The following is a 20,897-nucleotide window of genomic DNA, read 5'->3' on the forward strand; positions in this document are numbered from 1 at the left end:
GCAAAGGCCATGGCGGACGCATGCAGCGAATATCGTGTGAGCGACAGCTGCTTGGCGCACACCGGGACACCCCGCCCGTGGACGATATATTGTCGAGGCAGGTCTCCTGGCTCGCGGGTCGTCGCTGCTATCCGGCCTTCCCGAAGCCGCATGGCTTCAGTGACTTCGTTGGACAGCGGCTCGCCGCTTACAGTTGCGGGGGCAGCGCCGGCATTGCACCGGCTTCTCTCTTAGCTCCGGATCAAACGAAATCCGGAGACCACGACGGCTGACATTATGCGCACGAGGATCGATCGGTCAACCTACTAGCTGTCGCTGCGATATTGCCCAAGCGACTGCGAGCTGTACCAGGTAGGCTTCAACGGTCTTACTCCCGGCCTGGTGAAAACGCGTGAATCTGTGGAGGCTCCGACTTGTGAATGCGTCCGCTCAACACCCTGTTCGCGTAATCGGATGGGCTAACGCGAGCAGAACGAACGCGCTGGGCGCTTTCGACATCTGCATGATCGCGACAAAGCCTGATCTTTTCAGTTTCTCGAACTCGCCTGTGAGGAAGTTGCGATCATCCTCGCCGGCATCCGTTTGATCACAGCGCGATGAGCCTGCTTAGGAATTGCCAAGGCCGGATTGCTCCAGGGATCGAACGGATGATCAGGTCGGACTGCCTGTGTTCGGCTGACCCGGCGACGAACCGCGAGCTCGATCGCCTCCGTGGCGTTGGTCAAGATGATCTCCTGGCCAGGCACTCACTGCTGAGCGACTTTGGCGTGCGCCTTCGTTGTGTCCGTCGCTTGACGAGTAGTGCAGCCTGGACGTTGGACTGCGCGACATCGCAGGAACAGTTCCGGACCTCAGGATGCACGCTGACTTGCGAAACTGGAGTAAGCGGCGAGAGCGCGGGCGGCGGGATTGTGCTATAACCCTAGACTCCATCACTCGTGCACGGTGACCACGGCCAAGCGGATGCCGAGCTTCTCGCACGTCTTCAGGATCTCCGGACCGATCTCGTCGCGCCAGGAGACCGTCTCTTCGGCTTCGGCCGTGACGTAGCTTTAGACATCCTGCAAATCGATCTTGCGATATTCGACGCCCGTCCACCTCGCCTCGGCTCGTCAGCCAGCGACGATAAGCCTCAACGCGGCGACTGGAGCATCGAGGCGGCTTTGTCCTTATTCGAGACAAATTTGACGGTGTCCTTTGACAGAGCCCTTCGAGGGCTTCTCGCCGTCGATCGACGCCTTAAGCTCATAACGATGTTGATCGACCTCGATGCGCCCCATGCGGTCGGCGGCCTCCTCAAGCTCGACATCTACTACTTCGTTCGCGAAATCGAGCGGTGAAGCCTTCTGGACGCGGGCTGCTTATGCTGTCTTAGACGGGACACAGGTGTCGGGCACCGGACAGACCACCGCGCATTGCGGCGTGTCGCAATGGCCCTCGCACTCCGTACATTTTTTGGCGTCGATAACGTAAATGTCGCGCTTGAGGCTGATCGCCGCGTTGGGACACTCGAACTCACATGCCCCACAAACGGTGCATTGCGAAGCGACGATCTTGTAAGCCATGTCTTCCGACTCCTTAGGCGAGCGATGCCATTGGCGATCCCTTTCAAATGCCGTGCCAAACACAGACGCGGTCAACGGTCGGCAATTTGCCCAATTGTGCTGTCCCGGGTCTGAGACCATGTTGCATCTGCGACAGCGACGGGCCACTTCAATTTCAAGCTATGCGAGCCCTCGAGCCCTACTCCGAGAGCCAGTCGCGACTCGACCGCTGCGAGCTTCCGTTGGTTTGTCCGGCACGGCAGCGCGGGGCAAGCGACGCTCGACGATTCCGAAACCTGCGGCGCGACTAAAAGCCGCGAGCCGACGCACGTCTACGCGGACCTCGGCAAACCTCCGGTAACACGCCCTGACTGGAGGTTTCGTGCAAGCCTCGCTCACGGCTGCAACGTTAACTCCGCGGATTGACTCGCTGGAGGCATGCCAAAACAGGTTGTGCTACAACATGCTTCGGTCGTCGCTTCGGAGGGAAATGAAGTTGCGCCGGGAGGAGCGATACCGGCTTTGCAAAGTGACCGATTTAATTGCCGCATGCCTGGTGCCGAGTAGGCATGGCGTGCGGGCGAGCGCTGGTACGCTTTGCCTGGCCGTGCTCAGCCACTTCTCATGCAACTATTTTGGACGAAGTGGAACAGGGCTGAAAGATGACTGTGCAAATTGCTTCAGCGGCATGGCCTTTCCGAACAGATGGCCCTGCGCAAGGTCGAAGCCGAGTTCGGTCACAGCGATCAGGTCGGCGTGGCTCTCCACACCTGCGGCGACGGTGCGCACACTGTACTTTTTGGCTAGATCGACGATATGGCGGCACACCGTTCGCTTCAGGGGCCCATTTCCGCAACCGGCGACGTACTGCCGGTCCACTTTTAATTTCGTGAACGGGAATTTTTCGACCCCCATCAGCTGCGGCCAATTGGCGCCGACATTGTCGATTGCCAGGCCAATGTTGTGAAAGCGAACCTCACGCGCGACCTCGATCAGGAGATCTAGGTTCTGGATCGCTTCCTCGCTCTCGATTTCAATCGTCAAGCCGCCGAAATCGGGGTGCGACGGCATGCGCTGACAGAGATCGCGTACCGCCTGCGGGTCAATCAGGAATGCTGCCGGGAGATTGATGGAGAGATCGATCGAAGTTTGCTGCTCCAGAAGATACTGCCAATCCTTGATCGCGCGGTCGATCACGAACTGCGACAACTCCCTAAAATGCGGATCGTGAGCCTCCGGGATGAAATACGCTGGTGGAACAACGCCCCAGGTCGGATGCCGCATTCGCACAAGCGCCTCGGCGCCGCGGCGGCTGAGGGTACACGGGTCAAAGTTCGGCTCATACCAGAGCTCAAGCCAGCCAGCGTGTAAGGCTTCTCCGACATGGACTGCGGGACGGGGCGCCGGCTCTCTGGGCAAGAGCATGGCGACCCGATCGCGCAGCGTCTCGGCTGCAAACGGCGTCCTCAGCGGCGGCAGCATATCAAGTCCATATTCGCCCCCGACCTGCTGCACTGCCGTCATGACGATCGACTCGCGGGCGCCGAACGCCAGCACTCTGCCTGCAAATTCTTCGCGTACGAGTATCTCGAGCAATCGTCCAGGCTCGATGCGATCCGAGCCAATGCCGAGCAGGATCAGATCAGGGAAGTCCGTGCAGAGTACGCGCGGCAGCTCGTCAGCAGTCCCGCATTCGCTGATCACAAACCCCATATCCTCTAGCACATCGCGTAGAAAGGCGCGCAGATGCCGCTTGCCGACGGCCACGCACGCTCGCGGCCGCACCTTACGCTGGCCGAAGATTACAGGTTTCCCTCCGACCAGTTCGGCCTGCCCATGCTCCATCGCAACCACTCCCCTTCCGTGAAGGTCCCTTAAACGAGGAGCGAAGGTCCAAACAAGCAGTGCTTGCCATTATCTTTCGATTCTTCGAGGTAAGCTTAAGATAGTGCATTAGCGTGCAAAATCTTTTCGCGATGTTGTTCAGACGATTTTGTCGGGCGCACGCGTATGATACCTGTCCCGGCTCGCGCAACTTTGTACGAGTGACGCACACGAGTGTGGGGAATCTCACCTTCGGACGCGCCGAGCTGATGCGCCCTATGCCACGGCGATGATCATGCTGCAAGATGTACTGAATCGACTCTCGTGAGTGATGATCAGCAATCTCTCCTACGAAATGTTTGATCGGCATGGCCGGCCTGCCCACGCGCGAATGTGCCGTCTCGTGGATTCCCTATCTAGTCGAAGGAGATCCAACTGAGTTCGCAGCGGGTCAAGCCGCGGTCGATTCTGAGAACGGCAACAGCTTGCACTTACCTCACCTCTGTTGGTTATAGCGAGTGCGGACGTCCTATTCCCTATCGAGCTTGATAGTTTCTCTCAGTTGCGTTCTCTGTATCCTTCTGAACATGGATATCCTCAAGAGGGACTGGAGGGACTAACGTGACGGGTGTTCGTGTTGGCGCTGAAGCGCAAGGCTTGCCCCACGGGGGCACGGCTTTGCGCAAAGGCGTGCCAGGAGATGAGAACGCGATCGTAGAAGCCGTCGGAAAGCTACTTTCTGAATTAGGTGGTCCCGGACCAGAGTTCAGCCTTGAAGGCGCGAAGCAGGCTGCTTTGCGCCTGATTCAGGATCCCGAAGAGGGCTTCATTTTTGTCATCGAGGAACAAGCCACCGGGCAGATTGTAGGGGTCGCTGCCATCTCGGCCGTACAGGCCGTGAGAGCGGCCGGAGCGTACGGTGTGCTTCAGGAGCTATGGATTTCTCGCGACTTCCGAAGCTCTGACCACGGTCGGCATCTGCTCGAGGCGGTACATTCGGAGGCGAAGCGCCGAGGCTGGCAGATGATTGAGGTTGCGTTGCCCCCGGATGGCTATCCGGCCTTCGAACGGGTACGCCGTTTCTATGAGGAGAGGGGATATCGGGTTGGAGGATTGCGCGCGCGCAAGAGGCTATGACAGTACTGCGACCTCTGCTCCACACAGTTAAAAGCGCTCCTGGGCCTATCAGTAAAGACCTTCAAAGCAGCAAATCCTGCTGCTTGTTGGTTCTCAAACGAACGCTCCAACGCGTGCGTCGGGGCCGAGGATGATCGAGAACCTCGACGCTGATGCGGTGCTTACTTCACTGCGAGCGGTTACCTCTTTGACCTTCTTGGCGGGAACGTTTAAGATATTAGCCATCAAATCGTTCTTCATGGTGCGAAGCGATACGATGGTCTTCTCAAGGCTCGTGGATCGCGAGCCGAAACCTGCCCGGCTAAAAGTCGGCGGAGCCAGGTCGGCGGCGGCCCGTTGCGGGCGAAGCCCGACCCAGCCTTACAAAGATAGCCGAGTCGTTCTTTCGTGCTTCCCACACAATGCGACTTACTGACGCCAGTTTCGGATCACCGCACACAAATGCGATCCATTCGTCGCCAAGTACGATGCCTCGGCAACTGGCAAGCACATCATCTACCGGGCTCCTTCCTGCATCTTGATTCGGTGGACCGTCGCGTAAAAGGATTCGGTACCACCTTGTCACTCCTGCTGGCGAACGTTCAAGGAAGGTGAGCGAGATCAGCCATCAACACTGATCCGGTAGAGGATTCCGTAATGAGCAATGTGCCGTTTGCCGCCTCCAATACGAGGTTCGTGCAGGTCGCCCCAGCGCAGGACTTGATGCGGGCGATCGTTTCGCCGTTCGGCGCCATGACGAAGACGTGGCCGAGGGAGGCGTGCGCGACAAAGAGCCGCCCTTTTTGATCCATCGTCAGCCCGTCAGGACCGCTGGTCCCGAAGAACAAGCTGAACCGTCCCACCTTCGCAACCCCGCCGTCACGCATCAGCGGCACGCGCCAGATGCTGTTGTCGCGCGTCATTGCAACGAACAACACGGCCTCGTCGGGACTGAGCACCAGCCCGTTCGGGTTTGGCCCGTTCGAAATCAGGCAATCGAGCCGGCCGTCAGGACGCAGTCGGAACACCCGGCCGGTCGGATCGTGCAATCCAGTTCGCCCCTGATCGGTGAAATAGATGTCGCCGTTGGTCGCGATATGCAGGTCGTTGCAGCCTCTGAAGGAATCGGAATTGCGGTGCCCCAGAAGCGGGCTGATAGTATCCCGCTGCGGATCGAGCTCCATGAGGCCGTTCATGTAGTCGGCCACCAGCCCCCGGCCATCAGGTGCGATCTTCAGACCAATCGGCCAGCCGTCATATTCGATTATCAGAGACCAGATCCCGTCGCGCGAAATCCGGAAAATGCGGCCGAAGGGGATATCGACGACGTAGAGATCCCCGGACTTGTCGAACGACGGCCCCTCGATGAAACAATCCACCGATGGCCTCCGCGGTTGGCATCCGGCCCATTTCGAGGAAACACCACGGCGACGAAATTCCGCGGCATCGACGAGAACACGCGGGTCTCAGCCAGCTGAGGCGGCTTGTCGAGATACATCATGACGGGCCTCCCAGCGTGCGGCGCGGCTGTCCCTCATATTTGTAGCCAAACTGCTTGGGCATCGGTCCCTTGTTACGATCCTTGCGCCTGGTCTGTTCCCAGGCGTGGGCCAGGATTCCGACCGCTCGCGACAGGCAGAAGACGCCGCGCGCCAGCGGTGGCGCGAATCCGAGCTCGCCGTAAATGACCGCGGTCGCGCCATCAATGTTCATTGGGATGAGTTTGCCCTTGCGCTGCTGCATCACCCGCTCGATCGCGCGGGCGGCCTTGGCATAGTCGCCGCTGACACTGCCCTCAGCACTTGCGTCATCCACCAGCGCCAATAGCGGTGCGGCGCGGGGGTCGACCGAATGAAACCGGTGGCCGAAGCCGGGCAGATATTTGCCGCACCTTGCAGTGAAATGGTCAATTGCGGCGGCCGCGGCCTCGCCGATCTCTAGGCCATCGCGCCTCCGCAGCACATCTTCGTAGAGTTCGACCGCCTGCTCCCCTGCTCCGCCGTGCACCTCATCGAGTGTATTGATGGCGGACGCCATCGCACCATTCAGGGGCAGCCCACAGCTCACCGCCATCTGCGCAATTGCGATGGAGGGCGCGTGCGGACCGTGGTCAACGGACGCGACCAGCGCAGCTTGCAGCAGCCGCTCCTGCGCTGGCGTCGGCAGATCGCCGCGCAACATCAGCCAGATCATGGCGGGAAAGGAAATCCGGCCGATCAAATCTTCGATTGGATAACCCCGATAGGCGATGCGACCGGGCGCGATGTCGCAGATGGAGGTTCGCCACCAACGGGCCGCTTGCTGCCGCAATTCTTCTTCGCTCATTTGCGGTTCCGCCCCTTCAACCCTGCCATTGCCGATCGCCGCAAGCCGTCGAATATCATGATATTGGTCCGTCCGCGGCTACGCGGACGGGCAGGAAATCAGCCGCCCGTTGCTTTGGCGTCCCGACGGCCCGGGTTGAGACCAGCTGCTCGACCTCCGCATACGAATAGCCGAGCCGCTGCAGCCATCGCTCGGTGTCTGCTCCGAGCGTCGCAGGTGGTGAAGGCACCGAAAACTCCTCATCCAGCCGGAAGCCCGGCCGCATGATTCGTAACGGCTGCGCACCATCTTGTTCTGGGGCCAAAGTCTCGACGAATCCGCGCTCGAGGAGCTGTGGCTGCTGCAAGATTTGGGAAACCGTCAGCACGCAGCCTGCGGGGACTCCAGCCAGATTCATTTGGGCCTCCCATTCTTCAGCGGGCTTGCAACTCAACGCCTGGTTCAACTCCGTGTTCAGCGCTGCGCGATGGACCTTGCGCATCTCGCGCTCAGCAAAGCGTGGATCCGTCTTCAGGTTCGGTCGGCCAATCAGGTCGCATAGGGCTTGGTACTGCTTCTGCTCGTTGGCGGAAATGTTCAGCGGGCCTGTTGCGGTGCGGAACGTGCCGGAGGGAGCCGCGGTGAAGTTCTCGTTGCCGATGGGCTGCGGTTCCACACCAGCGTTCAGGTGGTTGGAGACGACCCATCCCATCGCTGCAACGGTGGCTTCGAGCAGGGACACGTCAATGAACCGACCGCGGCCGCTATGCCGCTGTTCGACCAGAGCCGCGGCGATGGCAAAGGCAGCAGTGAGTCCCGCAATCGTGTCCGAGATTGGAAAGCCGGTGCGCAGGGGAGCCGAGGCCGTATCGCCAGTGACGCTCATGGCACCAGACAGACCCTGAACGATCTGGTCATAGGCCGGACGGGCGGACCATGGCCCGCTCTGCCCAAAGCCGGAGATCGCGCAGTAGACGAGACGCGGGTTGTGCCTGCTGAGCACATTAAAGCCTAGGCTAAGCCGTTCCATCACCTTCGGCCGGAAGCTTTCGAGCACCACATCGGCTTCCTTGACGAGTCGCAAGAATACCTCGCGGCCCGATTCCGACTTCAAGTCCAGCGCCACGGATTGCTTGCCGGCGTTCACCGCGACAAAAGAGAGGCCCTGCAAGCGCTCTGCCCTTTGCGGATCGGCGCCGAGGCGCCGCGCGAGGTCGCCGCCGTTCGGATTTTCGACTTTGATGACCTCCGCGCCAAGACGCGCGAGATGATAACCGCAGAACGGACCGGCCAACACGTTCGACAGGTCCAGGACGCGGATGCCGGTGAGCGGCAGAGACATCTGAAGACGCCTTCCTTTAGGTGATCCGATGGTGAGGGCTTGGCCGGCTGGCAGCTATTTCAGTTGTTGTGCGGCGCGTTCCGCAAAACGATTGGTGAAGGTTTTGTTCAAGTCGATCTTTGCGGCAGCAATTTTTGGATCAAAGTCGCTTAGGACGGCCAGCGGGACCTTGGCCGCCTCGATGTCCATCTGTCCGGTTGGCGAGAAGAGCGCTTTCGATGCGTTCATGATTTCGATATTCACCTCGCGATTGTCAGTCTTGTAACCAGGAGGAATCGTATCGACGAGCTGCTCCGTCGGCGTTGCGTTGATCCAGCGGTGAGTTTTGAGCAAGGCGTTGACCAGGCGCTGGACCGTTTCGGGATTTTTGTCGATGAAAGTCTGCTGAAGGTAGAGACACGCGGTCGGATAGGACCCGCCGAAGGCCTGCTTTGAGCCTTCGATCGTGCGCGCATCGAACAGCGCTGTCGCGTTCTTTTTGCGCGCGAGAAGCGTCGCGATGGGATCGAAATAGACCAGGGCATCGACGTTCATGGCCTCAAGCGCCACCATGCCCGGTGCGCCGCTGCCGACGGCAATGATGTTGACATCGCGTGAACCCAATCCTGACTTCTTGATGTAGTAGCGCGCCATACTCTCCGTCGATGACCCCGGCGCCGTGATCCCGAGCCTGAGCCCCTTCAGGTCGGCGCCGGATCTGACCTTGTCGGCGAGGTCGCTGCGGACACCGAGCAGGACGCCGGGAATGTCATTCAGCAGGAACACGCAGGAAATTTGCTTACCCAGCACCTGCATCTGAATGGTATGATCGTAAAAGCCGATAGTCCCGTCGACAGAGCCGCCGATCAGGGCCTGCAGAGCCTTTGAGCCACCGGCCTGGAAGTTCTCGACGGTAACGTCAAGGCCTTCTTCCTTAAAGGAGCCAAGCTTCACTCCAAGTTCGACAGGCATATAGTTGAGGATTTGTGACCCCACCGCGATCTTCAATTTTGTTTTCTCGGGCTCGGTGGCATGCGCCAAAATGACCGAGAATGCGGCCAGCGCCACCACCGGCATCAATCTTATGGAAACGTGCATGCGAACCTCCATAATTGAGGGGAGAGCGTACGATCAGCTTTCGTTCGCAGGCGCCGGCCGCCAGACCAGGAGCCGCTTTTCCGCGCAGTCGACAATGGCATCGAGGACAACGACGAAGGCGGAGAGAACGATAATTCCTGCGAACACTCCGGTCGCATCGAGGACGCCTTCGGCCTGCGCAATTAAGTGCCCCAATCCTGCGGACGAGCCGAGATATTCCGCGACCACGGCTCCCATCACAGCCATGCCGACGGACACCCGCAGGCTCGACAAAATCCAGGTCGTGGCGGACGGCAGGTAGACGTGCCGTAGCAGGGACGACTTCGATGCACGCAGCAGGCGGGCATTCGCCAGCACGACCGGATTGACCTCGCGGACGCCCTGGAACGTATTGAAGAATGCGACGAATAGAACCAGCGTGACGCCGAGCGCAACCTTGGAGATGAGGCCCAATCCGAACCAGATGACGAAAATGGGTCCAAGCAAGATCCGCGGGATGGCGTTGAACATCTTGATAAAGGGCTGAACGACTTCGGCAGCAAATGGGCTTAAGCCCAGCCAGATCCCAAGCGCTGTGCCGATCCCGATGCCAGCCAGGAACGACAGGACCGTCTCCAGCAATGTTATGCCAATATCGCCCCAAAAGTCCGCCGTCGACATCCACTCCCCGATCCTTACGACAAGTGTCGACGGTGCCGGAAAGAAGAAGGGATCGATCAGTCCGGCCCAGACGCCCAATTCCCAGATCAGGATCATGCCAAGCAGGATGGCGAACTGCGTGAGAGCGACCCTACCCCTGCGTGACATAGCTTTTCTCCACTTCGGCGCCGAGCAGCGACCAAATTTCACGATAGAGCGCGACGAATTCGTCGGTGGTCTGCAGCGCAGAAACATCGCGCGGACGAGGGAGCGTGATCCTGACGTCGGCAACCATGCGGCTGGCGGGACCGGCAGACATCACAACGACGCGGTCCGCCAGCGTGATCGCCTCATCGAGATCATGGGTGATGAAGATGAGCGAGCGCCGGTCCGCCTGCCAGAGGTCGAGCAGGATGCGGTGCATGAGTCGGCGTGTGTGAACGTCCAGCGCGGAGAACGGCTCATCCATGAGAACGATTTTGGGCTCCATGATGAGGGTTTGTGCCATCGCAACGCGCTTGCGTTGGCCGCCGGACAATTGATGCAGATAGCGCTCCTCGAATCCCTTCAATCCGACCTTGGCGAGCCAGGGCCGTGCCTGCTCGCGCGCTTTCGCGACCGACCTGCCCTGAAAGACGAGCCCGAGGCCGACATTGTCCTGGGCGGTCTTCCAGGGCAGCAGCCCTTCCTGTTGAAGCATGTAGCCGGACTGACCGTTCAGGCCCGTAAGAGACTTGCCGAAAATGCGAACGTCGCCGGCGGCGGGCTTCAGCAGTCCGGTGACAGTGTTGAGAATGGTCGATTTTCCGCAGCCGGTCGGCCCCACCACTGCAACGAATTCCGTCTCGGCCACCTGGAGGTTCATGCTTTTGACTGCCGTGAAGTCGCCGAAGCGAATCATGACGTCGTGCAAGTCCACGGCAAGTCCCGGCCGCCCCATTGTTTCGCTCCATAGAACTTGTTCTGAAACCTGGAACCGAGTAGCTCGCGTTCTCACGAGGAGTCAATCGTATTCTGTCGTGCAGGATTGTGCTCGCGCTAACTTGGGTGGACTCCTGGCGTCATTTTGACTATTGGTTCTGCAGAGCAGAACCAGAGGTAGCGATGGTAAGAACAGGGGTTGATGCGGTCGGGCGGGCACTGGCAATCCTTAAGGCATTCGACCCGGAGCGCGCCGCGATGACGCTGACGGAGATTGCGAATGCGACTGACCTCTACAAGAGCACAGTCCTTCGCCTTGCCGCATCTCTGGAGGCGGATGGCTTCCTGGTGCGGGGTACGAACCGGCTATTTCGACCCGGACCGGAGCTATGGCGCCTTGGGGCGCTCTATCAGCGCGGGCTCGACCTTGGTGACCTGATCAGACCCTCGCTCCATCGTCTGGTCGAGGCTACCGGAGAGACCGCATCCTTCTACATCGCGGAGGGCGACGAGCGCATCTGCCTTTATCGCGTCAATTCTCCGCGTTCGGTCCGGCATCACCTCGAAGAGGGTCACCGACTGCCGATTGACCGCGGCGCTGCCGGCCGTGTTCTTACCGCCTACCGCGATTCTGCATCAACTGATGGAAAGAAGGTCAGAGATCGTGGCTTCTACGTCTCGATCGGCGAGCGGGATCGTGAGGTCGCGGCCGCAGCTGTGCCTGTGATCGACGTTCATGGCCAATTGCGCGGCGCTCTCTCGGTCTCCGCCATTCGGAGTCGGTTTGATGCAGATGCTCGGAAGGCTGCGATTCTAGTTCTGAAGTCGGAGGCTAAAGCGCTGATCGGTCTGCTGCCCGCAAGCGAGCGCTGAACTACAATGGCAGCGTTCCGTTCATGACGCACAGCTCAGCGGGTGCCGCCAGGGCCTCTCCTAAGCGCAGCGTGCATTTTTCACATTGTTGAGGAGCATCGGGGCGCGAATCGGCGAGGCGTTCTTTTGCAACAAGAATTTGGTGGTGGAAGGAATGCCCTGACAACGACAGAGCGTCGTGCAGTGGTGACGCCCCTGAAGCCGTTCCTGGAGTCGTCCAAGTGATCCCGCCGCAGATCATCCTCGAGCTCGACGCCACCCACCTGTACACGGGCATCAGGAGGGAGGCTTCTTCAAAGGCTACGCTGCTGGATATATGTGCTGGTGTTCTGGAGCCGGCATCTGCTGAGGGCCAAGCTGCGGCGCGCTGACATCGATGCAAGCGCGGCCAGAACGTTGCGCAGATTGTGCGGCCGTTCGACCCATTTGGCCACCATCTTCGGCGTGGTGTTGAACTGGCGCGCGGCGGCGTGCATTGCTCAGTGCCGTTTCCACACACCGCACCATGGCCTCTCGACCTTTCGGCGCTCCTTGAGAGCTTCTGGCAGGCGCGACATCCGCCTGATACGCCGCCTATCTCAGTCCGTCATCACCCAGCTTATTCAGAGATCGAAGTGATCGATGATGATCTCGGTCGTTCAGCCGCCGGCGGCTTACACACGCCGGCTTCGAGCGAATGGTAGCGGAGGTTTGCCTTGGTAGGGTTGGTGCGGTTTGCGCCCGCGACGTCTCGCGCTTCGCTCGCAACAGTCGGGATTGGCAGCAACTCATCGAGATGTGCCGCGTGGCCGATACCGGTTCTGGTCGATCAGGAGACCATCTAAGCGCTGAGGCATGGCAACGACCGCCTGCTGCTCGGGGTAAGGGGCAGCCTCAACGAGTACGAACCGGATCTGTTGCGCCAGCGCTCGCTCTCGGCACGCTGTGAGAAGGCGCTCCGGGGCGAGTTGGTTATGGCAGCGCCCGTCGGCTTCATGAAGCCCGGCGACCGCTATGAGAAAGACCCGGATCGGCGCGTCCAGGATCAAGATGGTGTTCGACCAGGTCGAGGAACTGGGCGGATCGCGACAGGCGCGTTGCTGGCGCCACGGGTCCAATCTCGATCCCGGTGAAGCAGACCAACGGGGACACGGCCCGGCGGCGACCACACTACTCCGCCATCGGCAGGCTTAAACACCGGGATATGGTAGTTCGAGCGCATTGATGTGACGCGCTCGGGGTACGCGATTGCCGTTGCCGGTCTTGAGGCCATTGCGATTGAGGGGGCGGCAATGAGATCGTCGCTGGCGATCAGCACCAGTCGGCGCGCGGTTGGATGGTGTCGGCGGAGAGCATCACGCAACTGATGCCGCCGTTCTTTAGCTCTCTTGCCGGCCGCGGTTGCAGCGGCGATCGCCCCGGGGACCGACGACACCAAGCGGCGCTTCCTCGATCACCGCGCTGAACGATGCGGAGTTGCATGCCCTACACCGGCGTATTGAGGGGCGATGGGACAACTGTTCGAAGCGCGACGCCCTGTCGGACGATAGCAGCGCAGACTGTCAGTCTTGAGACAAATGTCAGCAACTTGACGCTACACACCTCACGGAGTGCCTGCAGAGCTTCGAACTCTCTTCGGCACGAGGTTTGCTTTACTCAGTCATCATCATCACCACGCAGTGCGATGGTCTTCGGGACGGGCTCGGCGCATCGCCGTTAGCGTCTGGTCCGCCCCGACGTTTTGCTGCGGCGATAACTTAAGGGCGCTCGGTTGTCGACCGAGAAAATGCAGGGAAGGAAGTATTGGTGCGATCTGGAGTTTTTCTTTCGGGAGCCACAACAATTGCGCTCATCGCAACCGGTGCAGCCAATGCGGCGGACCTTGAGCCAGAAGTGAAACTGCCACCAGCAGTGTGGAGCTGGTCCGGAGGCTATATTGGCGGGCACGTCGGCGGTGGGTACGGCCGAACCTCCTTCGGTAATCCCTACGGTCCGTCAATCTATGGCGGCGTCGTCGATACCCCAGTGTTCCTCGCAGGAGGCCAGATCGGCTACAATTGGCAGAAGAACGGCTGGGTCTTTGGCGTCGAACTAGATGCCAGCGGCGCTGTCTCCGATGGCACAAATACTTGTCTGGCCGCCTCCGGCTTTGTTGTGAGCGCAAACTGCACGGCTGGTCCAAACCTCTTTACCACCGGGACCGGTCGCGTCGGTTACGTGTTGGACGCTCTCGGCCATACGCTGGCCTATCTCAAGGGAGGCGTGGCTTGGCAATACAATCAGGGCAACGTCCTCAATAACTACGAATTCAATGACCTCGGGCTACAGAAGAAAACTCATTTCGACTATGGTCAGGTCGGTGGCGTCATCGGGCTGGGCGTCGAACAAGCGCTTACGTCTGCATGGTCGGTCAACGTAGAGTATGACTATCTGCATTTCGGTGGGCCAAGCGTCGCAACGCCTCCGACGGTGCAGCTTCCGCCGTTCGCAATTCTTCCGGCGAACACAACGAGCCTGTCCAGCAGCTATCACATCGGAAAGATCGGGTTGAACTACCATTTTGGCGCCGCCCCATGGGCGGCGCAATGGGCCGATGCGCCGCTGTATGCGAAAGCACCTGCCGGCGCGCCGCCGATTGCTTACACGGCCGGTTGGTCGTTCGAAGGCGGATCGCGGCTCTGGCTCAGCCGGGGACGATTCCAATGGGACGCCAGCGCTGTTCCCCATGGGATCGCTACTGGAGATCCTAACATTCTTGTATCAAGGCTCACCTACCATGGCCTCGACGGACTTTCCGGGGAATTATTTGGCCGTCTTGACAGCCCGTGGGGAGTGTTCCTGAAGAGCAACGTCGGCATCGGGCGCTTCGATAAAGGAAAGATGAACGATGAAGATTGGAGCCTCCCGAGCGGGGTCTCTTATAGCAACACGATATCGGGCCAGGCAAACGGAAGGTTCACCTATTATACGGTCGACGCGGGTTACGATTTTTTGCGCGGCGCCAACTACAAGCTAGGCGGATTTATCGGCTGGGCCTATTACGCCCAGAACTCCGACACGATGGGATGCATGCAGATTGCCAACCCCATGACACTATGCCCGGCGTCGGCTGATCAAATCATTGGCAGCCAGGATACGCAGTGGAATGCACCTCGCGTCGGCCTGAGCGCCGAAACCATGCTTACCGAGCGTTGGCGTTTAAGCACGGATGTCGCTTACCTGCCTTGGACCGATTTCGCTGGTCGCGACCACCATCTCTTGCGCTCGGGGACGACCTTCGTTGATCAACGCGGCAACGGAGGCGGGGGTGTACAGGTTGAAGGCGTGTTGTCCTACTTCATTACCGATAATCTCAGCATCGGCGTCGGCGGGCGCTATTGGGCAATGTGGAGCGAAAAGGACAGCGAAACGACGTGCACAGGCTGTTATCGGGGAACCACTGCGACTCAGTTTTCAAAGTTCAGCATGGAGCGCTGGGGTACGTTCTTTCAGGCCTCTTACAAGGTCAATTGAAAAGGCCCCACCTTAGTCAAGCTCCAGACACCAGCCCTGCTGGACGAGCATCCTGAAGCCGTACGCGTTTCCCTGGCAGAAGTACCTTGAACCGTCCTAGGCGTTTTCGACGCTGGAAGTCATTACCGGCGTGGCCCGCCCGGATTTACGTTAGATTCCGCCGCCAAATAATAGTGAGATACTGTCGAGCAGCTGATGGAAACGTGGAAGCGGCGCCAGGCTGAAATCGGTAACTTCAACAAGCTCCGCATTTGCCTTTGTAGGACGATTCGCGAAGTGTGACGGGTGAAAACAAGGTTCAATTCTGATCGACGGGCGGTTCGTAAGACGCACGCACTCATTCACTAGTAAAGAAGGGGCCGCCGCCGTGAACTTCGGCGGTGACCCACCTAGGCCTACGGTGCAGAAACTCCGGTCCGTCATCGGCCCGGCATATCGAACTGGATAACAAAGACATTCAGCGAGATCACACTAATGGGGAAACCGTCCGCGTGTTTCTTTTGCTCCACGAACGCGCTCGACACCTATCGCGATGGCTGCCGTGCGATTGTTTTCACGTTTGCTTCGCGCCAAGACGCGCTCGAAAGCACGATCCAAAGTTGATACTCCCTACTCGTGACTTCCTCCTCCTCCCAGAATAGTCGTTGGAAGCCCTGCACCCCATTCAAAGTAGCTGACCACGACACCGCCCGAGTTGCGGAGAATATGGGGATGAGAAAGATCTGCTCCTGATGGCCTTGCTACTGGCTATTTCGCGGTCGATGCCCCGTTCCGGGCAGCCGGAACAAGCACGTCACACGGGATCGTCAGCAGCTCGCCTGGGTCTAGAGCAAGCTCGCTGGAGTGGCCATCCAGGCTACCTAGTACCCGGAATCAGAGCTGAGTGATACGGCGGCCTTTGAAGGGGCGTTGACGAACCTTTTTCTTGGTCCAGACGAAGGGCTCGGCTTTGTCATTGTACGCGTTGACGTAGGCATCGATGTGTTCCTGAAGCTGCTTGAGACTTGTGAAGGAGGAGCCGCTAAGTGACTGCCCCTGCAAGATCGAGAACCAGACCTCGACCTGATTGAGCCAGGACGCGCTTGTCGGCGTGAAATGAAATTGCACGTTGGGGTGGGCCTTGAGCCAGTGCTCGTTTTTCTTGTGGGTGTTGAGGTTGTCGAGGATGACGTGAAGCCTTCGGCCCGGAAAGGCCGCGATAACGCCGTTCATGAAGTCGAGGAACTCGACGCGGCGACGGCGTTTTGAATGAGCCGCGATGATCTTTCCGGTGGCGACTTCGAGCGCCGCAAACAATGTCGTAGTGCCATGCCGCTTATAATCGTGGCTCTGGCCGGTCAAGGCGCGGCCATTGGGCAACTTCAGATAACCCTGCGCTCGCTCTAAAGCCTGGATCGAGGGCTTCTCGTCCACGCATAGCACAATGGCCTTCGCGGGCGGGGCGACGTAGAGGCCAACAACATCGGCGGCTTTGGCCGTAAAGTTCGGGTCGTTGCTCTCGCACCAGGACTTGCGAGCCGCAAGGTCAATCTTGTGGCTACGCAGGAACCGCCAGACATATTGGACGTCAACATCGCCCAGCGCCTCGGCCAGCAGCGGGCCGGTCCAGCGCGCAAACCCCTGCGGCGGCGGCTTATCCAGCAGCTTCAGAATCCGCTTGTTGGTGGCCTTCGTATAGATCGGCTGCTTGCCGGGCCGCGGCTTGTCGTGCAGTCCTTCAAGGCCATGATCGGCATAGCGGTGTCGCCAAAGGCTGACAATCCGCGGCTGGACTCCGACTTCTTTGGCGATCGAGCGGGTGCTGCGCCCGTCCGCCGCCAACAGAACTATCCGCGCCCGCTTCAAATCGCGCTGCAACGTCACCGGCGAGCGACAACACGCCTCAAGCACCGTGCGATCTTTCCGCGAAAGGCGGACTTCTCTTGCTTCGGGGATCATCCATATCTTGAATCACGACTCACGTTCCAAGAAAAGTGGGTACTAGGAGGCAGCATGTCCGACCAGCTGTGGTATATCGAGCGCCGAGGTCGATAAAGCGCGCCCGTGTGATCTCTGACTCCGATCACTTTCGCTCGCATATTGTGTAGCTCGAGTGCGGTGATCGAACCGACATCTCCAAAGCCTTGAACAATACCGTGACAGATTCCTTCGGCATCAGCAGGCGGGTTCTTAGGTCGTCTGGTATCCTCGGGATAATTCGCGATCAGTTCGAATTGCTTTACGGCCATCTCAAACACTTGCCCAGTGCAGACAGTCACGATAGCTCCTGAGCCTGGATATGAAACGTCGGAATGCTTGTGCTTCAGAGCACCGAGCTCCCTGGTGCGTGTTGCGCGTTTCAGACGCGGGTGAGACAACTAGTCCAATCAGCAAGATTGCGTCTCGCGGTCACGCCAGAAATATCACCAATGCGATGAAAGCGAGATTGACCGAGGCGGCCACGACGGCCCAACAGCAAATCGTGGCAGGCGAAAATTCAAGAGCGTCCTGCGAAGTGTCGACCCAAAGCGGCGGCATTCAAGTCAGCTCCAAAGACGCGGGTTAAGAGACAAACCTGCATAAGCGCAGAAACCACCCACTCTGCTAAAGCCGAGCCTTTCGACCGCGCGTAGAGCCCTTGCCACCCCGCCTGGCGAGCGGGAGCACATCGGCTATCGCTCGCCGAACTGCCCGATCCGTCCGCTAGGCGAGCCGGTGCGATCCGCGAGTGCGAGGAGCACGGCTGGAGGAAGGACCGCGCGGATCGCACGCCCGCGAGCCCGCAAAATCCGTGCCCACTGGCAGCCGGTCTTGCCGCGAGCTTCTCGGGAGGCTTGCGCCCAATGCTCTGGGTTCGATGACATCCATTCTAAGGTCAACCCGCTATCCCGATCGCTCTTGAGCCACGGTGCCGGAGCGCTCGTCTGAGCTCACCGAACTGATGGAACATGACGAACAGAGCGATCATTCCGGCGCCCAGCTCAGCGATTGCTTGACTGGCTAACAGCCCATCGAAACCCGCAACCACCGGGAATAAAAGTACGGCCGGTATGAAGAGATAGCCCTGCCTCGCCAGGGCCACAATTGCACTGAGGCGTGCTCTCCCAAACGCCTGAAGCATTGCCGTCACGAAACTCTGAACCCCAAACAGCCCAAAGAAGAGATGGAACACGATGCAGGACGAGACGGCTATTTCCGTGACATTCTCGTTATCGCTAAATAGACTCACCAAAGGCCTTGCAAAAACAACAACGGCCGCAGAATACGCGATGGAGAATGCGACCGTCACGAAGAGCATGAACTTCGCAGCCTTCAGAATACGAACATAGTCGCGTGCGCCCCAACCGAAACCCAGGATAGCTTGCGCGCCTATGCAGAACCCGGTGATAGGCAGTGCGCCGACCATCAAGATTCGCACAGCTATTCCAACTGCAGCGATGGAATCATCGCCGAACGGTGCGGCAGCTCCGTACAAGAGCATAACCGCAAGAGCCGATAAGATACTCGTCATTGTCGCTGGCGCGCCCACCAACGCGAGCTGTCTGATGCGATCTGCTCGCAATGATATGTGAGATATCCTGACGAGAACTGTCCCGCCAAGCTTCGCAAAATACGCAATATAAAGTCCAATAGCGGCGATCTGCGATACCAGCGTTGCGAGGGCTGCGCCACGCACGCCAAGGTCAAACAAGAATATGAAGACAGGGTCAAGCACAGCGTTCAGTAGAAACGCGGTAAGCATCGCCCACATGCTGAATCGCGTATCGCCTTCGGCTCTGACAATGAACCCGCTAACGATGTTTAGAAGCATCAGGGTGTTCCCGAACAAAAGCGTTCCCGCGTAGTCGAGCGCCACGGGCATGATGGTTGGAGTCGCTCCGAGGATTGCGAATATCGCTGGCAGACTAGGAAGCAGAGCGACGGTAACTATGATGCCAATCGGAGCGGTGAGCGCGAGAGCTGTACTTGCGCCTCGACTCGCCTCTAGGTACTCACGAGCGCCCAGATGACGAGATATGAAGGACGCCGTTCCAACACCGATTCCCTGTGCGGCTGCCGCGAGCAGGACCATGATCGGCAAGGTCATGCTCACAGCTGCGGTCGCCTGCGCGCCAAGTGCGCCAACAAAGATCGCATTGACGACCTGCTGTAAAGCATGGATCGATAACCCAACAACAGATGGAATGGCGAGCCGCAGGATAAGGCTCGAGAGATTCGGGTCCGATAGATCGATGTGCTGTTTCTTCTGTGGCATCAAACTTCGCTCGCTCTCGAGCGCGAATTCCGTATCCGGCTCATTCATGCATGAACGTGTCGCTACTTTCCAAATTCGCTGATCGCGCACTCAGCGCAAGCTTTTCCGATCCGCTCTTGCACAGCGGTACATAAGTTTATCTGCGCCGATCGATCGTCGTGATCGCGTGGACCCGTTTGACGTTTCACAAGCTGATTTTTGCCTTGGTCGGATTTTCCCTAGGCATACGCCTCCCGCCAATCGCAGGCTTCTGCGGCTCTTAAGTAGAACAACGAGGATCCTGATTGAGGTGTCCGTGCGTAGCCACCTAGGTTCTGCCAGTCATATTGTGCCGTTCTGCCCTTTTGTTGACTTCTCATCCGTTGCGTTTTTCCTCGATGATGATCGGCGGGGGAACGCGGCCGGACCCTAGAGCCTCAACTTGGCTTTGGCATCTACCGGATCTTGTAGTAGACGCTCCATCGTCTGCATGGCACACGCAATGAACGTGCCCAGAACCAGTGTTAGGTTTGGCGACGATGTCGTGCAAGCGCTCCATGATCTCGGGTTCCTTGTCGCGATCGAGACGAACGGCAGGCTGCTGGTCCCGGCCGGCGCGGTAACTGGGTTTGCGGCAGCAAATCGCGCCGCACTGGCCATCGCTCGCGGACACGAACTCAAAATTCGTGTAGCCGCAGCCGTGTGCCGGCGGTTCGATGAGAGGGCTCGGACGATTTCTGCTTCGGCCCACAGACGGCCCTGGCGCCGTCGACCACATGCGGCAGGCCGTCGCGCAACGCCTGACTCATCGGAAATGGCGAATCAGCGTGCAATGTCACAAACATCCCGGCATCAGATGAAGATATCCCAGGTATTTAAGTTCGAGGCAGCGCACCGACTTCCGACCGTCCCGCAGACACATCGCTGTCATCGGACGCACGGTCATTCCTATCGCGTCGAGGTCGTGCTGAACGGGCCCGTCGATCCGCACACCGGGTTCGTAATGGATTTCTTCAGCATGGAAGAAGCGTTCGGTCTTCTTCTAAAGAAGCTCGATCACCATTGCCTGAACGAAGTCCCGGGACTCGAAAATCCGACGGCGGAAAATATCGCCATCTGGATCTGGCAGCACGCGAAACCGCGCCTTGCGCAACTCTCGAGCGTGAGGGTGTACGAGACGACAGATTGTTGGGCCGAATATGAGGGGCCCGATCGCTGAATTCCGCGCTCATTTTGGGCTGTATTGATGCGGCGCGCCTGTCCTTCTTCGGCTCCGAAACCGACGATCTGCGCTTCGGCTCCTCATCGGCCCGATCCGCGGGCAGATTCCCTCGCTCACGGGAGGCCCTTTGGATCTCGCGGGAGGTCAGACGACGGCGCCCTGCAAGGCTAGGATCTCAAGGAGCGCGAGGCAGCCATCGACAGCGCCATGAGCCGCCGCCTTCATCAGCAAATGCGGCAGCCGTAGGCCTCCGAAGCCCGCCGGACCAATTGCCCGGGTTGAGCCGATTTATGCCTCCCGCGACGACCTGGTGTATGTGCCTGCATGGAT

At 59.2% G+C, this 20,897-nt stretch carries 16 protein-coding genes, 2 pseudogenes and 1 riboswitch; of the genes and pseudogenes, 5 read left to right on the top strand and 13 right to left on the bottom strand.

Annotated elements, in window-relative coordinates:
- Positions 1–78: 78 nt before the first annotated feature.
- Positions 79–279: riboswitch (cobalamin riboswitch) on the bottom strand.
- Positions 280–527: 248 nt separating this feature from the next.
- Complete coding sequence (locus IVB23_RS16045) at positions 528–725, bottom strand: hypothetical protein (protein WP_247804208.1); 198 nt, start codon at positions 723–725, stop codon at positions 528–530.
- A 213-nt stretch (positions 726–938) separates the two neighbouring features.
- Between IVB23_RS16045 and IVB23_RS16050 the strand changes: the two genes are divergently transcribed.
- Positions 939–1,340, top strand: coding sequence for a hypothetical protein (locus tag IVB23_RS16050; protein WP_247804210.1), 402 nt, complete (start codon positions 939–941; stop codon positions 1,338–1,340).
- Between the two features lie 21 nt (positions 1,341–1,361).
- Here the strand turns inward: IVB23_RS16050 and IVB23_RS16055 are convergent, their stop codons facing one another.
- Both IVB23_RS16055 and IVB23_RS16060 read right to left on the bottom strand, forming a co-directional pair.
- Positions 1,362–1,565 carry a 4Fe-4S binding protein gene (locus IVB23_RS16055; RefSeq protein ID WP_247804211.1) on the bottom strand — a complete coding sequence of 68 codons (204 nt, stop codon included), beginning with the start codon at positions 1,563–1,565 and terminating at the stop codon, positions 1,362–1,364.
- Between the two features lie 609 nt (positions 1,566–2,174).
- Positions 2,175–3,389, bottom strand: a complete 1,215-nt coding sequence (locus IVB23_RS16060) for an EAL domain-containing response regulator (RefSeq protein WP_247804213.1) — start codon at positions 3,387–3,389, stop codon at positions 2,175–2,177.
- A 600-nt stretch (positions 3,390–3,989) separates the two neighbouring features.
- Between IVB23_RS16060 and IVB23_RS16065 the strand changes: the two genes are divergently transcribed.
- Complete coding sequence (locus IVB23_RS16065; RefSeq protein ID WP_247804214.1) at positions 3,990–4,505, top strand: GNAT family N-acetyltransferase; 516 nt, start codon at positions 3,990–3,992, stop codon at positions 4,503–4,505.
- Between the two features lie 581 nt (positions 4,506–5,086).
- Here the strand turns inward: IVB23_RS16065 and IVB23_RS16070 are convergent.
- The 6 genes and pseudogenes from IVB23_RS16070 to IVB23_RS16095 all read right to left on the bottom strand — a co-directional run bounded on the left by IVB23_RS16070 (position 5,087) and on the right by IVB23_RS16095 (position 10,786).
- Positions 5,087–5,985, bottom strand: a pseudogene (locus IVB23_RS16070) (SMP-30/gluconolactonase/LRE family protein).
- Complete coding sequence (locus IVB23_RS16075) at positions 5,982–6,809, bottom strand: citryl-CoA lyase (RefSeq protein ID WP_018454574.1); 828 nt, start codon at positions 6,807–6,809, stop codon at positions 5,982–5,984. The pseudogene IVB23_RS16070 and the gene IVB23_RS16075 overlap by 4 nt, the downstream one beginning before the upstream one ends.
- Before the next feature lie 55 nt (positions 6,810–6,864).
- Positions 6,865–8,130 carry a CoA transferase gene (locus tag IVB23_RS16080; RefSeq protein ID WP_018454575.1) on the bottom strand — a complete coding sequence of 422 codons (1,266 nt, stop codon included), beginning with the start codon at positions 8,128–8,130 and terminating at the stop codon, positions 6,865–6,867.
- A gap of 54 nt (positions 8,131–8,184) precedes the next feature.
- The gene (locus IVB23_RS16085; protein WP_247284001.1) at positions 8,185–9,207 is read right to left on the bottom strand and encodes an ABC transporter substrate-binding protein; all 1,023 of its coding nucleotides are present in this window, start codon (positions 9,205–9,207) and stop codon (positions 8,185–8,187) included.
- A 33-nt stretch (positions 9,208–9,240) separates the two neighbouring features.
- Positions 9,241–10,014 (bottom strand): ABC transporter permease, encoded by a 774-nt coding sequence (locus IVB23_RS16090; protein ID WP_247804913.1) that lies wholly within the window; start codon positions 10,012–10,014, stop codon positions 9,241–9,243.
- Positions 9,998–10,786, bottom strand: coding sequence for an ABC transporter ATP-binding protein (locus tag IVB23_RS16095; protein WP_247299133.1), 789 nt, complete (start codon positions 10,784–10,786; stop codon positions 9,998–10,000). The genes IVB23_RS16090 and IVB23_RS16095 overlap by 17 nt, the downstream gene beginning before the upstream one ends.
- Before the next feature lie 239 nt (positions 10,787–11,025).
- Between IVB23_RS16095 and IVB23_RS16100 the strand changes: the two genes are divergently transcribed.
- A complete protein-coding gene (locus IVB23_RS16100) occupies positions 11,026–11,640 on the top strand; it encodes an IclR family transcriptional regulator (RefSeq protein ID WP_247347483.1) in 615 nt (204 codons plus the stop codon).
- Positions 11,641–13,425: 1,785 nt separating this feature from the next.
- Complete coding sequence (locus tag IVB23_RS16105) at positions 13,426–15,132, top strand: outer membrane beta-barrel protein (protein ID WP_247804216.1); 1,707 nt, start codon at positions 13,426–13,428, stop codon at positions 15,130–15,132.
- Between the two features lie 471 nt (positions 15,133–15,603).
- On the opposite strand, the pseudogene IVB23_RS16110 reads toward IVB23_RS16105, so the two are convergent.
- From IVB23_RS16110 to IVB23_RS16125, 4 genes and pseudogenes are all read right to left on the bottom strand, one after another.
- Positions 15,604–15,993, bottom strand: a pseudogene (locus IVB23_RS16110) (glutamate dehydrogenase); the annotation flags it as partial.
- Between the two features lie 12 nt (positions 15,994–16,005).
- Entirely contained in the window at positions 16,006–17,070 is a 1,065-nt protein-coding gene (locus IVB23_RS16115) for an IS630 family transposase (protein WP_247804218.1), read from the bottom strand.
- Positions 17,067–17,360, bottom strand: coding sequence for a hypothetical protein (locus tag IVB23_RS16120; protein ID WP_247804914.1), 294 nt, complete (start codon positions 17,358–17,360; stop codon positions 17,067–17,069). Before IVB23_RS16120 ends, IVB23_RS16115 begins: the two co-directional genes overlap by 4 nt.
- 626 nt (positions 17,361–17,986) lie before the next feature.
- Positions 17,987–19,414 (bottom strand): MATE family efflux transporter, encoded by a 1,428-nt coding sequence (locus tag IVB23_RS16125; protein WP_247804220.1) that lies wholly within the window; start codon positions 19,412–19,414, stop codon positions 17,987–17,989.
- Between the two features lie 787 nt (positions 19,415–20,201).
- On the opposite strand from IVB23_RS16125, the gene queD reads away from it, so the two are divergent.
- Entirely contained in the window at positions 20,202–20,564 is a 363-nt protein-coding gene (queD, locus tag IVB23_RS16130) for a 6-carboxytetrahydropterin synthase QueD (protein ID WP_018454585.1), read from the top strand.
- Positions 20,565–20,897: the final 333 nt, after the last annotated feature.

The organism is Bradyrhizobium sp. 191, assembly GCF_023100985.1.
GTDB lineage: Bacteria > Pseudomonadota > Alphaproteobacteria > Rhizobiales > Xanthobacteraceae > Bradyrhizobium > Bradyrhizobium diversitatis.